This is a genomic window from Citrobacter sp. RHBSTW-00859, from assembly GCF_013729795.1.
Classification (GTDB): Bacteria; Pseudomonadota; Gammaproteobacteria; order Enterobacterales; family Enterobacteriaceae; genus Citrobacter; species Citrobacter braakii.
In genome coordinates, this window is sequence record NZ_CP056284.1 from 4,430,546 (window position 1) to 4,443,596 (window position 13,051).

Sequence of the window (13,051 nt, forward strand, 5' to 3'; positions counted from 1 at the left end):
ACGCCGACGCGCATCACATTTTATAACGATTTCAGTCACGTCGTCATAAGCAAATACGATTGTGATACCATCAAAAATCTGCGCTGTAGCCCGGTCAATGGGCATAACCGGATAACAACTTATGAGCGGACTGAAACAAGAGCTGGGACTGGCTCAGGGCATTGGCCTGTTGTCGACATCATTACTAGGTACAGGCGTTTTCGCCGTCCCTACGCTAGCCGCGCTGGTGGCGGGCAACAACAGCCTGTGGGCCTGGCCGGTGCTGATTGTTTTAGTCTTTCCCGTGGCGATTGTCTTTGCCGTACTGGGTCGTCATTTTCCCAGCGCGGGTGGCGTGGCGCATTTTGTTGGTATGGCCTTTGGCTCACGCCTGGAGCGCGTCACCGGATGGCTATTTTTGTCGGTGATTCCCGTCGGCTTGCCTGCGGCATTACATATTGCCGCCGGATTTGGTCAGGCGATGTTTGGCTGGCATGACGAACAGCTTCTGTTGGCAGAGCTCGGTACGCTGGCATTGGTTTGGTATATCGGCTCCCACGGTGCCAGCTCTAGCGCTAATCTGCAAACGGTCATTGCCGGATTGATTGTTGCCCTCATTGTCGCCATCTGGTGGGCAGGCGATGTGAAACCTGGCGAAATCCCCTTCCCTGCGATAACCGAGATTGAGCTCCCCGGACTGTTCGCCGCGCTGTCGGTGATGTTCTGGTGTTTTGTTGGCCTTGAAGCGTTTGCTCATCTGGCATCTGAATTCAAAAACCCGGAGCGGGATTTCCCGCGCGCGCTGATGATCGGCCTGCTGCTTGCGGGCTCTGTTTATTGGGCATGCACCGTCGTCGTGCTTCATTTTGGCGCCTACGGTGAGCAAATGGCGGCGGCGGCCTCACTGCCAGAGATCGTCGTGCAGTTATTTGGCGTACAGGCACTGTGGGTCGCCTGCATCATTGGTTATCTGGCCTGTTTTGCCAGTCTCAACATTTATATTCAAAGCTTCGCCCGGCTGGTCTGGTCGCAAGCGCAATATAAGCCGGAGAGCCATCTGGCGCGTCTGTCTCCCCGTCACCTTCCGCGCAATGCGCTAAACGCCGTATTGGGCTGCTGCGTGATCAGTACGTTGTGCATCTATATGCTGAAAATCAATCTCGATGCGTTAATCGTCTATGCTAACGGCATCTTTATTATGATTTATTTGCTGTGCATGCTGGCGGGATGTCGATTACTGAAAGGGCAGTATCGCATGCTGGCGGTCATTGGCGGTCTACTGTGTCTGCTGCTGTTGGCAATGGTTGGCTGGAAGAGCCTGTATGCGCTGATTATGCTGGCCGGGCTGTGGCTGTTTTTACCCCGCAGGCCGGATAAAGCGACGTTGACACCGTCATCCGGCAGATAAGCATTTTGCCGGATGGTGCTCACGCTTATCCGGCCCGCATACTGATGCTTAATCCCGAGGATCGTCTTTATGATCAATACGGTTGCGATCGTCGTCTTTGCGCTGAAATTCGCCATCAAAGGTCTCACCGCCACCGGTTCCGGCGCTAAAACCACCGCCCGGCATACGCGAAAAACGCAAATGCGGCAGCAGTTTCATCGTCAGATGTTTTTGCACCGGGGGTAATAAAAGAAGAAGACCGAGGAAATCGGTGAAAAAGCCGGGCAGTACCAACAGCAGACCAGCAATGATCAGCGACACGCTCTTGATCATTTCTGCAGCCGGACTTTCACCAGCCGCCATTTTTTGTTGCATCAGTAAAAAGTTTTTAAATCCCTGGTTACGAACCAGAGACATACCGATAACCGACGTAAAAATAACCAAAATCATCGTCATCAGGACACCCAGGACATGGGCAACCTGAATAAAAATAGATATCTCTATGTAAAAATAGAGAAAAATGGCAAGTAATGGTATCCAGCGCAAAGGGTTCTCCTGTCAATAACAGTCGTTTTTTTCAACGCCTGCCCGATGAATTATGTGACTCGCATCAATTAGATGTTGAGGTGGTTAGCAAAATTTCAAGTCGCTTGTACACTTATTTTTAGTATTAATCCTAAAGGGGTGATCCATTTCACAGAATAATAAATAAGGGGTAAATTCCACGCTTTAAGTGATCCAGATTACGGTAGAAATCCTGAACCAGCATATGATCTCGAGTATCAGACCGATGCAGGGGATAATCGTCGGTCGAGAAACAATCGAAATCACATATATCCTGTGTGTTTAGTCAAATCATTGGCAGCTTGAAAAAGAAGGTTCACATGTTAAACAACATTCGTATCGAAGAAGACTTGTTGGGTACCAGGGAAGTTCCAGCGGACGCCTACTACGGTGTTCACACTCTGAGAGCGATTGAAAACTTCTACATTAGCAACAACAAAATCAGCGACATTCCTGAATTTGTTCGCGGTATGGTAATGGTTAAAAAGGCAGCGGCAATGGCCAACAAAGAGCTGCAAACCATTCCCAAGAGTGTGGCAAATGCCATCATCGCGGCGTGTGATGAAGTCCTGAATAACGGAAAATGCATGGATCAATTCCCGGTAGATGTTTACCAGGGTGGTGCGGGTACCTCCGTCAACATGAACACCAACGAAGTGCTGGCCAATATCGGTCTGGAACTGATGGGTCACCAGAAAGGTGAATATCAGTACCTGAACCCGAACGACCACGTTAACAAATGTCAGTCTACCAACGACGCTTACCCAACTGGCTTCCGTATCGCGGTATACGCATCCATCATCAAACTGATCGATGCCCTGAACCAGCTGCGTGAAGGCTTCGAACAAAAAGCTGTTGAATTCCAGGACATCCTGAAAATGGGCCGTACCCAGCTGCAGGATGCTGTACCGATGACCCTCGGTCAGGAATTCCATGCTTTCAGCGTACTGTTGAAAGAAGAAGTGAAAAACATTAGTCGTACCGCTGAGCTGCTGCTGGAAGTTAACCTCGGTGCAACTGCAATCGGTACGGGTCTGAACACGCCGAAAGAATACTCCCCGCTGGCAGTACAGAAACTGGCTGAAGTCACTGGCTTCGCCTGTGTTCCGGCAGAAGACCTGATTGAAGCAACTTCTGACTGCGGCGCATACGTTATGGTTCACGGCGCACTGAAACGTCTGGCTGTTAAGATGTCCAAAATCTGTAACGACCTGCGTTTGCTCTCCTCTGGCCCACGTGCTGGTCTGAACGAGATCAACCTGCCGGAACTGCAGGCTGGTTCTTCTATCATGCCAGCAAAAGTGAACCCAGTTGTTCCAGAAGTCGTAAACCAGGTTTGCTTTAAAGTCATCGGTAACGACATCACCGTTACTATGGCATCTGAAGCAGGTCAGCTGCAGCTGAACGTAATGGAGCCGGTCATTGGCCAGGCAATGTTTGAATCCATTCACATTCTGAGCAATGCTTGCTACAACCTGCTGGAAAAATGCGTTAGTGGTATCACTGCTAACAAAGAAGTCTGTGAAGCGTTTGTATTCAACTCCATCGGCATCGTTACTTACCTCAACCCGTTCATCGGTCACCACAACGGCGACATCGTCGGTAAAATTTGTGCCGAAACCGGTAAGAGCGTACGTGAAGTTGTCCTGGAACGCGGTCTGTTGACCGAGTCTGAACTGGACGATATCTTCTCTGCACAGAACCTGATGCACCCTGCTTATAAAGCAAAACGTTATACTGATGAAAGCGAACAGTAATCGTGTAGGGTAGTACCGGAGAAGGCACGTCATGATGACGTGCCTTTTTTCTTACTCGAAGTTACTTAAAAACAACAATTTAATATCAACTTGTTAAACAACAAGGAAGGCTAATATGATAGTTTTAGAACTTATCATCGTTTTGCTGGCAATCTTTTTAGGTGCCAGACTTGGGGGTATCGGTATTGGATTTGCAGGTGGGCTGGGTGTTCTGGTTCTTGCCGCTATTGGCGTAAAACCAGGTAATATTCCGTTCGATGTTATTTCCATTATCATGGCGGTTATCGCTGCCATCTCTGCCATGCAGATTGCCGGTGGTCTGGACTATCTGGTTCATCAAACTGAAAAACTGCTGCGTAAAAACCCGAAATACATCACGATCCTTGCACCAATCGTGACCTATTTCCTGACTATCTTTGCCGGTACCGGCAACATCTCTCTGGCAACTCTGCCGGTTATAGCTGAAGTCGCGAAGGAACAAGGTATCAAACCTTGCCGTCCGCTCTCTACCGCAGTGGTTTCTGCACAGATTGCGATTACGGCGTCGCCAATCTCCGCAGCCGTGGTTTACATGTCTTCCGTAATGGAAGGTCATGGCATCAGCTACATTCACCTGCTGTCCGTGGTCATTCCGTCCACTCTGCTGGCCGTTCTGGTGATGTCCTTCCTGGTAACGATGCTGTTCAACTCCAAACTGTCTGACGACCCGATTTATCGTAAGCGTCTGGAAGAAGGTTTGGTTGAACTACGTGGTGAAAGACAAGTTGAAATCAAAGCTGGCGCGAAAACCTCCGTTTGGTTGTTCCTGCTGGGCGTGATTTGCGTAGTTGTATACGCCATCATCAACAGCCCAAGCCTCGGCCTGGTCGCTAAACCGCTGATGAACACCACCAACGCAATCCTGATCATCATGCTGAGCGTCGCGACGCTGACTACGATCGTCTGCCGCGTTGAAACTGACTCCATCCTGAACTCCAGCACCTTTAAAGCGGGTATGAGCGCCTGTATTTGTATCCTGGGTGTTGCATGGCTGGGTGATACCTTCGTATCTCACAACATTGACTGGATCAAAGATACTGCAGGTAGCGTAATTCAGGGTCATCCGTGGTTGCTGGCTGTCATTTTCTTCTTTGCTTCTGCGCTGCTGTACTCTCAGGCTGCAACTGCTAAAGCACTGATGCCGATGGCTCTGGCTCTGAACGTTTCCCCACTGACTGCTGTTGCGTCTTTCGCAGCTGTTTCTGGCCTGTTCATTCTGCCAACCTACCCAACGCTGGTTGCGGCGGTGCAGATGGATGACACCGGTACAACCCGCATCGGTAAATTCGTCTTTAACCATCCGTTCTTCATCCCGGGTACTCTGGGCGTGCTTTTGGCTGTCTGCTTCGGCTTCTTGCTGGGCAGCTTCATGCTGTAAAACTTTACTGCAGGGTGCCTTCGCGCCCTGCAGTTCCTCCTCCTCCTCATCCCGCTTTAACTAACATCCTTCCCTCGTCCGTTGTATAGTGACCACTCTTTAGCTGGTTACTCTGTTCTTTCGAGGTGTTTATGCTTGATGTAAAGAGTCAGGATATTTCCATCCCCGATACCGTTGTGGTGCTCTGTACCGCCCCGGATGAAGCAACCGCCCAGGATCTGGCCGCCAAAGTGCTGGCGGAAAAGCTGGCTGCCTGCGTGACGCTGCTGCCTGGCGCGACTTCCCTCTATTATTGGGAAGGTAAACTGGAGCAGGAATATGAAGTCCAGATGATTTTAAAAACCACCGTCACACACCAGCAAGCCCTTCTCGATTGCCTGAAGTCACATCATCCATACCAAACGCCTGAACTTCTGGTTTTACCCGTCACTCACGGAGACTTTGATTACCGCTCATGGCTCAACGCATCCTTACGCTGATCCTGCTGCTGTGCAGCACATCTACCTTTGCCGGATTATTTGACGCGCCTGGCCGCTCGCAGTTTGTTCCTGCCGATCGGGCGTTTGTTTTTGATTTTCAGCAAAACCAACACGATCTGAACCTCTCATGGCAGGTTAAAGATGGCTACTATCTGTATCGCAAACAGATAAGCATTACGCCATCTCAGGCCGATATCGCCGAGGTAAAACTACCGCCAGGCGTCTGGCATGAAGATGAGTTTTATGGCAAAAGTGAGATTTACCGTAAACAATTGACTATCCCGGTCACGGTCAATCAGGCTAAATCTGGCGCAACATTAACGGTCACATACCAGGGTTGTGCCGACGCCGGTTTTTGCTATCCGCCTGAAACTAAAACGGTGCCATTAAGTGAAGTGTCTGCCAATACCAGGGCGACAGCTGCGCCAGTTCCTGCCACCGATACTTTGCAAGAGAGACCACAACCCGCAACCCAGCTTCCCTTCTCTGCGCTGTGGGCATTGCTAATCGGAATTGGCATCGCGTTTACACCTTGCGTATTGCCGATGTATCCGCTGATTTCCGGTATCGTGCTGGGCGGCAAACAACGCTTATCAACCGGACGCGCGCTGCTGCTGACGTTTATCTACGTCCAGGGAATGGCGCTCACTTATACCGCGCTGGGTCTGGTTGTTGCCGCCGCTGGATTGCAGTTCCAGGCTGCGCTACAGCATCCTTACGTCCTGATTGGCCTTGCCGTGGTCTTTACGCTGCTGGCCCTTTCGATGTTTGGCTTGTTCACGCTGCAACTCCCTTCATCGCTGCAAACACGCCTTACATTGATGAGTAACCGTCAGCAAGGCGGTTCCCCCGGTAGCGTCTTTGCGATGGGGGCGATTGCCGGCCTCATCTGTTCTCCTTGTACAACGGCCCCGCTAAGCGCGATTTTGCTGTATATCGCTCAGAGCGGGAACATGTGGCTGGGAGGCGGCACGCTGTATCTGTACGCGCTAGGGATGGGATTACCTCTGATGCTAATTACCGTATTCGGTAATCGTCTGTTGCCTAAAAGCGGCCCATGGATGGAACATGTCAAAACCGCTTTTGGCTTTGTCATTCTGGTGCTCCCCGTCTTCTTACTCGAACGCATCATTGGCGACGACTGGGGCGTTCGCCTGTGGTCGCTGTTGGGCGTCGCATTCTTTAGCTGGGCATTTATCACCAGCCTGCAGGCAAAGCACGCCTGGATGCGCATCGTGCAGATTATCCTGTTAGCTGCAGCGCTGGTAAGCGTTCGGCCATTGCAGGACTGGACGTTCGGCGTGCCGCATGCTCAAACCCAGACACACCTTAACTTCACGCCTGTGGCTTCGGTGGATGCGCTAAATCAAGCGCTGGCACAAGCTAAAGGCAAGCCCGTGATGTTGGATCTGTATGCTGACTGGTGCGTGGCCTGCAAGGAGTTTGAGAAGTATACGTTTAGCAATCAGCAGGTTCAGCAAGCGCTAGGCGACACGGTGCTTTTGCAGGCGGATGTGACTGCAAATAATGCCCAGGATGTCGCTCTGCTGAAACATCTACAGGTTTTAGGTTTGCCGACTATTTTGTTCTTTGACGCCGAGGGGAAAGAGCATCCGGAGGCTCGGGTAACCGGCTTTATGGATGCCGCGACCTTCAGCGCACATTTGCGCGATCGCCAACCGTGAGCGACACTTGCAACAGGAAATACGGAGGAGAATACCGTGCAACGTGAAGATGTCCTGGGAGAAGCCCTGAAATTACTTGAGGTTCAAGGGATAGCCAATACCACACTGGAAATGGTGGCCGATCGTATCGATTATCCTCTTGATGAACTACAACGCTTTTGGCCCGACAAAGAGGCCATTCTGTACGATGCGTTACGTTACCTCAGCCAGCGGGTGGATATCTGGCGGCGTCAACTTTTGCTGGATGACACCCTGAGCGCTGAACAGAAATTACTGGCACGCTACACCGCGCTGTCCGAATGCGTGAGCAATAATCGCTATCCAGGCTGCCTGTTTATCGCCGCCTGTACGTTTTACCCCGATCCCGGGCATCCGATCCATCAGTTAGCCGATCAGCAAAAAAAGGCGGCACATGACTTCACCCATGAGCTGCTGACGACGCTGGAAGTTGACGACCCTGCAATGGTTGCCAAACAGATGGAACTGGTGCTGGAGGGCTGTCTGAGCCGCATGCTGGTGAATCGTAGCCATGCTGATGTCGAAACGGCACACCGTCTGGCTGAAGATATCCTGCGCTTTGCTCAGTGCCGTATGGGCGGTGCGCTGACCTAAGCAAGCATGCCCGCCAGGCCGAAATGAGTAAACAAAAACGCACCATCGCCACGGTGGTGCGAAATACTCTGTTAAACGCCCGCCCAACTCATTGCCCGACACACCAGCGGGTCCTGCCGCAGCAATTGCACCGTTAGTTACTGGAAACGTCGGAAAGGTTTGTGCACAACTTGCGGTAGCGTGCGGGAGTAATACAGGCCGCGTAACGTTTTCGTCAGCCTTTGCTCATATAGAAGGTCAGATAGGTAAATTGCCTGGAAGTTTTGTGCAAACTTCAGGCATAATCGCACAGATTGCCGTAATATTAAGCGGTTGAACATCTTTTCCCGAAATTTGATTGACTGGCAGACGTGAATACGGTTTAATGCGCCCCGTTGCCCGGATAGCTCAGTCGGTAGAGCAGGGGATTGAAAATCCCCGTGTCCTTGGTTCGATTCCGAGTCCGGGCACCACTAATTTTGCATCAAAGCACGCTGGTTAAGAGATGAGAACCTTAACGGGCGGTTAATACAGGGGCCGGTCATTACGGAATGTCCTCCGGTGTAGGCGTATCTGCACTGGTTAACGTTTCTGAATCAGTCCCTCAAGTCAGGGAGCCTGTGTCCGCAGGCTCCCTGTTCTCGATCACTGGCAATAATCCCAGTCAATCAGTTTTGTGTCAATAGTTGTAATTCCCTTTCTACACAGAGATCTGTGTGCAGCGACAATTCTTCTTCCAGTGTTTTTCCCACAATGTCCATATTGAGTTCCACATATTCCATTGTTGTGCTTACGCTACGATGACCCAGTAAATCTTTAACCAACTGAAGATTCCTTTCCGGTGCTTTCATCAGTTCTGTAGCCAGGGTATGTCTGAAACGGTGCGGCGAAACGGCAAAACCACATTCCTTTGACAGACGGCGAAAAAAGGAGCGGATCTTTTGATGCATCACTGTCACATCATTCCTATCAAATTTTGCCTTTTTCCCGGCAATGTAAAAACTGACATCGAAGAGGTTATCTTTTGGCCCGGCTCCAGCCTCCGTTGCCCGTGTAAGAAGAAGCTGTAGCCGCAAACGCAGCTGCTTAACAACGGGAACGCGCCATTCCCTGTGCGTTTTACTCCCCTCAAGGCGCAGATCTATATAACCTTCTGTCAGATTGACGTCCCTGAGCTGAATATGCAGCAGTTGATTTTGCCTCATTCCCGTATATCTGAGCGTATCCAGGACGGTTATCCAGAACCAGGCCGGGTAAAGCGCACTCCGACCGCCACGTGCGAAAATTTTCCGGTTGGATTCAATTTCAGCCTGCTGCATTATCAGATAAAGGCGGGTTAGCTGAGAGCGGTTTAAAGTCCGCTTTTTCTTTCTGTCCCGCTGTACAGTGCAATTGTTAAAAGGGTTTTTGCCCGCAGGCAATAAACCACTTTCCATAGCATAGTTATAGAGGGCCCTGAGATGTGCAATTTTATTGTTCCAGGTCTGCGCCGATTGTTGCTTTTCTCTGAGTACATGTCGCCGCCATCTGAGTACTTCATGATGTGTAACCATTGATGGGGTTATGTCTGCCCCCGTAAATTTCAGGAATCCCTTTACAACCTTTGCGTAGCTCCATTCTGTTGCAGCTCGCAGGTTTCGGGCGAAGAAGTACTCCTCAAGCAATTCTTCCCATGTCGTATAATGGTTTTTGTCAGACATACAGCATTTCCTTTTTCTAAATCAAGCTGCCCTTAAGGGCCCTCATGGACTGCCCCTCCTTCACAGGAAAGACAGAAGTCCGCTGTCTTCAGGGGAAGACGCCCCTCTGAAAAGGTGTGTAGTCTTGACAAGATATCCACTTACAGGTTTAAACGTGCCTTCTTTGCCAGGCGAGTGGTACAGTTTTGCTTTAATAAAACGCTCTCCCCTGCGCACCCTGTGAATATGCAGCTTCTCAAATTCAATTTGTATGGAATCCCTGCTTAGCTCTGCTCCGCTTTCTCTGATGTAAAGATAAAATATGTCCGGAACCCTGAGAAAGATGAACCCTGCAACTGCATGCGCCCTCGAATCAGGCTGATTAATATCAATTCGCTTGCTCTTAAGTCCTTCAGAAAGCCACCTGACAAATTCAGTGCCAGTCTGTTTTTTTATCACTGTTTTTTGTGCGTCAATGTTAATGCTGTGTAAAGGGATGTTATCCTCTACAGCGCGTTCAGGGAAAGAGTCTTCTGCTACTGTCTGATTTATCTCAGGCTTATCAGCTTCGGGACTTAGTTCATTAAGGGGGGAAAATTCTGGCACACTTTCTGCTCTCGTACTGATTGAAGGCTCTTCATCACATGCTTCAGTCCCGGTCATATCAGGCTCTGCAATTGCACTGAACAGACTTAGCAGCATCTCTGTATCAGCCTTCTCTGTTTCGTTTGGATCACATTCCGTAATCTCGCCTGCCTTTTCATTGCTGACGAGATTGCTGTCATCAGCCATCGGCACCGGTGCAATAGAAGATGCGAGTTGAATACCCTGCAAATCTGGAACTTCTGGCGATGCAGTTTTAAGTTTTGCTTCTACTGACGGTTCTGATTCAATCTCTTGATCAGACGGCGTTTGCGTAACTGAAAGGGCCGGCTCTATGAGGGTGTTAACTTTCTCATTTGCCCCGGATACCTCCAGCGAAGGCGATTCCACCTTTTCAGCAGCTTGCTTCATTAAGCTTCTAATAAGTGGCATCGCCGGATGCTGGTTCCATAAGGCCCCGGTAAGATTGCCCAGAGCTTCGGGATTTTCTGCCAGCCATCCTGTCGCCTCTGCTGGCACAAGTTGTCCTGCTGCCAGCGCTGCAAAAGCTGAGGAGTTGTCAGCTTCCCGGAAGCGAAATCGATAAGGTGAGTCCGGAACGGTTATTCCCGGAAGCCAGCTTTTACCATCAAGCAGCTCACCCTCCAGAGACGCCAGGAGCGGCAAATGCCAGAACAGTGCAGACCAGAAAATGACTGCATTCCACATCACGTTTTGCTCTGCCTGCTCTTCTGGCGCAGCTCCGGGTGGAAACATGTATCCTTTGGCCAGTCTGACCGCACAGGTTGTGAACTGCAGCGTAAGGTCCCCGAAGCCGTCTGACTGCGACCACCTTCCCTGCTGTGTTGCCGGCACATTCTGTACCCTGGCCAGTAAGCCATGCAGTGGCGTTATATAAAACCGGTGATAAACATCCGCCGGAAGTGAGCTGTTTTCCCATATTTGTTGCAGGCAGGTTTTTCTCAACGGACTACAGCACAGCGTATCGACCGTACGCGGAGTGTGGTAGCCGGCAGGTGTGACAGCGGATACATGATGTGCTGGTTCCGGTTCACCTTTTGAAAACAGAAACCTAAGGGTCCTGATTCTGTCGCGCATGATTTTCTCCTGGTATAGGGCTGCCCAGTGTTGTGACACTCCCCGCGCTTCACCATAAAAAACCAGTTACTCACTCTCAGAAGTTTTTCCCGTTTCTTCGTGCCTGTCGGCGCTCTCTCCATTTCCGGACGGTACGGTTTCGTGCGTCGTCTCGCGGTTTTTCCCGCCTTCATCACTCAGCCAGCGCATCAGTTCGTTAAGCACAAGCGTTCTTCTGGCCCGGGTGACAGCCACGTACAGCAGGTTAGTCTCATCCTGCCGCTCATCCTGCGAAAGAAGCGGGTCGGTAATGTCAGTAAAATCCTCACTCAGCATTACCACCGGCCATTCCAGCCCTTTGCTGCGGTGTGCGGTTGAAACCGTGACCTGAGCGTCTTTCTCATGGGTTACCACCTGACGGCGCATGATGGCCAGCTTTTGCGGTAGTGGGAAAAAGTCATCGAGAAGACGAATGGCCTGGTTCATCTCCACGTCCTGTGTGGCTTTTGCTATTGAGCAGTATTCATCAAAATCCCGGTAGTCCCGGCTGAGGCGCGGGGACTGCATCTTTTCAGGCATATCGGCGGAGAACCAGTACAGGTTTTCCAGCTCCTCTGTTTTGTAGCCTTCAATCCCCCCGACCCAGAAGACATTTTTCTCCATAAGGCTCGCCGTCAGGGCACTGCCGATCACGCCGGATACCGTCCGGCTCAGTACAGCAATATGCTCAGCCCCTGCCGGAAGGCTGCTGACGACAGCATCCTGCCCCCCGTTACCTGTCACGCGCTTTTCCTCTCCGGCACGTTCAAGCAGGATGTTGGCCATCCGCGCGACCTCAGGGCCAAACCGAAAACTCGCTGTCAGCCACAACCGGTCTGCCTGCACCAGCTGCGGGGCTCTCAGTGCATTATCTGCCCCCCGAAACCGGTATATCTGCTGGTAACGGTCGCCGACCAGAATGACCCGGCAGGGCTGATTCAGTACAAATGCACTGGTCACCGGATTGGCGTCCTGTGCCTCGTCGAAGAGGATGGTGTCCCAGCGTTTTGACAGGTCAGGATGAGAGAGCTGGAACAGTTTAAGGTAGGTGTCGTGCGTGACGGGAAAGACTGAATCAGTACGGCTCATTTCATACCAGAGGATTTGTATTGCCCCCAGAATTTTACCGGCATCGAGACCGTGGCGATCATCCTCAGACGGCAGATGTATCAGCCCCGGCTCGGGGTCAGCACTGCAGAGGAACATGTTCAGCCCGCTGAGCGCCAGCCGCGCCAGCGCCCAGTGGCGGGTATTGAGCTTTCTGGCCACATCCGTAATGCGCAGACTGGCTGTCAGCCGGTCACGGAAATGTTTGCCGAAACGGGCCCATGCAAGCTGATGCGACGTTTTACACTCTACGTTATAGGGGAATTTGCGTTCAGCCTCATCCCGCACAGCGCGATTATAGGCGAGGTAAAGCATTTTACTTTCCGGGTTGGCTTCAGCGTAACTCACTAAAGTGGAGGTTTTACCTGTACCGGCAAAGGCATTCACCACGAGATGATTGCCCTTCCACTCGATGATGGCGTTTTGTTCGGCTGTTGTTTTCCAGGTCACTGTGTTCTCCCGCAGCAGCAGATGTAAAAAAACAGCCTGACAGCGGGAAGCGTGCACTTCGAGAAAAAACCAGATCCCTTTTTTCAAAGATAAAAAACGCCCCCGAGCGGGAGCGTAAAAATGATGATCTTATTTTTTTATACTACGTATACATGACAAGTTAGCAACATCCACAAACTTGCGCTGACGTTAACAATAATCGCTATCAATTATCTTAATTGGTCTTTCATTCACTCT

The 13,051-nt window shown here is 50.9% G+C and carries 10 protein-coding genes, 1 tRNA gene and 1 pseudogene; 7 read left to right on the forward strand and 5 right to left on the reverse strand.

All coding sequences use genetic code 11. The features are described 5' to 3' along the window. Positions 1–121 precede the first annotated feature (121 nt). Positions 122–1,387, forward strand: a complete 1,266-nt coding sequence (gene yjeH / locus HV302_RS22145; RefSeq protein ID WP_181626586.1) for an L-methionine/branched-chain amino acid transporter — start codon at positions 122–124, stop codon at positions 1,385–1,387. A gap of 48 nt (positions 1,388–1,435) precedes the next feature. On the opposite strand, the gene HV302_RS22150 is transcribed toward yjeH, so the two are convergent. Next, positions 1,436–1,912: an FxsA family protein gene (locus HV302_RS22150; RefSeq protein ID WP_181626587.1), complete on the reverse strand. Its 477-nt coding sequence runs from the start codon at positions 1,910–1,912 to the stop codon at positions 1,436–1,438. A 338-nt stretch (positions 1,913–2,250) separates the two neighbouring features. Here HV302_RS22150 and aspA point away from each other — a divergent pair, with 338 nt between their 5' ends. From aspA to HV302_RS22175, 5 genes are all read left to right on the forward strand, one after another. Further along, positions 2,251–3,687, forward strand: coding sequence for an aspartate ammonia-lyase (gene aspA / locus HV302_RS22155; protein ID WP_016151388.1), 1,437 nt, complete (start codon positions 2,251–2,253; stop codon positions 3,685–3,687). A 115-nt stretch (positions 3,688–3,802) separates the two neighbouring features. Beyond that, on the forward strand, positions 3,803–5,104 hold the full coding sequence (gene dcuA, locus HV302_RS22160; protein WP_016151387.1) for an anaerobic C4-dicarboxylate transporter DcuA: 1,302 nt from the start codon (positions 3,803–3,805) through the stop codon (positions 5,102–5,104). A gap of 131 nt (positions 5,105–5,235) precedes the next feature. Next, a complete protein-coding gene (gene cutA, locus HV302_RS22165; protein ID WP_003025447.1) occupies positions 5,236–5,583 on the forward strand; it encodes a divalent cation tolerance protein CutA in 348 nt (115 codons plus the stop codon). Then, positions 5,559–7,268, forward strand: coding sequence for a protein-disulfide reductase DsbD (locus HV302_RS22170; protein ID WP_181626588.1), 1,710 nt, complete (start codon positions 5,559–5,561; stop codon positions 7,266–7,268). The genes cutA and HV302_RS22170 overlap by 25 nt, the downstream gene beginning before the upstream one ends. A 36-nt stretch (positions 7,269–7,304) precedes the next feature. Further along, positions 7,305–7,880: a transcriptional regulator gene (locus HV302_RS22175; protein ID WP_016151385.1), complete on the forward strand. Its 576-nt coding sequence runs from the start codon at positions 7,305–7,307 to the stop codon at positions 7,878–7,880. A 1-nt stretch (position 7,881) separates the two neighbouring features. On the opposite strand, the pseudogene HV302_RS28675 reads toward HV302_RS22175, so the two are convergent. After that, a pseudogene (locus tag HV302_RS28675) lies at positions 7,882–7,968 on the reverse strand (LysE family translocator); the annotation flags it as partial. A 288-nt stretch (positions 7,969–8,256) separates the two neighbouring features. Between HV302_RS28675 and HV302_RS22180 the strand changes: the two are divergent. After that, a tRNA-Phe gene (locus HV302_RS22180) sits at positions 8,257–8,332 on the forward strand. Positions 8,333–8,527: 195 nt separating this feature from the next. On the opposite strand, the gene HV302_RS22185 is transcribed toward HV302_RS22180, so the two are convergent. The 3 genes from HV302_RS22185 to HV302_RS22195 all read right to left on the reverse strand — a co-directional run bounded on the left by HV302_RS22185 (position 8,528) and on the right by HV302_RS22195 (position 12,814). Beyond that, positions 8,528–9,559, reverse strand: a complete 1,032-nt coding sequence (locus HV302_RS22185; protein WP_016807923.1) for a tyrosine-type recombinase/integrase — start codon at positions 9,557–9,559, stop codon at positions 8,528–8,530. A gap of 60 nt (positions 9,560–9,619) precedes the next feature. Further along, a complete protein-coding gene (locus tag HV302_RS22190; protein WP_016807924.1) occupies positions 9,620–11,239 on the reverse strand; it encodes a TraI domain-containing protein in 1,620 nt (539 codons plus the stop codon). 66 nt (positions 11,240–11,305) lie between these two features. Further along, a complete protein-coding gene (locus tag HV302_RS22195; protein ID WP_029591438.1) occupies positions 11,306–12,814 on the reverse strand; it encodes a UvrD-helicase domain-containing protein in 1,509 nt (502 codons plus the stop codon). Positions 12,815–13,051 lie beyond the last annotated feature (237 nt).

Bases quoted from the DNA above. Each gene is read 5' to 3' on its own strand.
- yjeH (WP_181626586.1), top strand. From the start codon at position 122: ATGAGCGGACTGAAACAAGAGCTGGGACTGGCTCAGGGCATTGGCCTG.
- aspA (WP_016151388.1), top strand. From the start codon at position 2,251: ATGTTAAACAACATTCGTATCGAAGAAGACTTGTTGGGTACCAGGGAA.
- dcuA (WP_016151387.1), top strand. From the start codon at position 3,803: ATGATAGTTTTAGAACTTATCATCGTTTTGCTGGCAATCTTTTTAGGT.
- cutA (WP_003025447.1), top strand. From the start codon at position 5,236: ATGCTTGATGTAAAGAGTCAGGATATTTCCATCCCCGATACCGTTGTG.
- HV302_RS22170 (WP_181626588.1), top strand. From the start codon at position 5,559: ATGGCTCAACGCATCCTTACGCTGATCCTGCTGCTGTGCAGCACATCT.
- HV302_RS22185 (WP_016807923.1), bottom strand. From the start codon at position 9,559: ATGTCTGACAAAAACCATTATACGACATGGGAAGAATTGCTTGAGGAG.
- HV302_RS22190 (WP_016807924.1), bottom strand. From the start codon at position 11,239: ATGCGCGACAGAATCAGGACCCTTAGGTTTCTGTTTTCAAAAGGTGAA.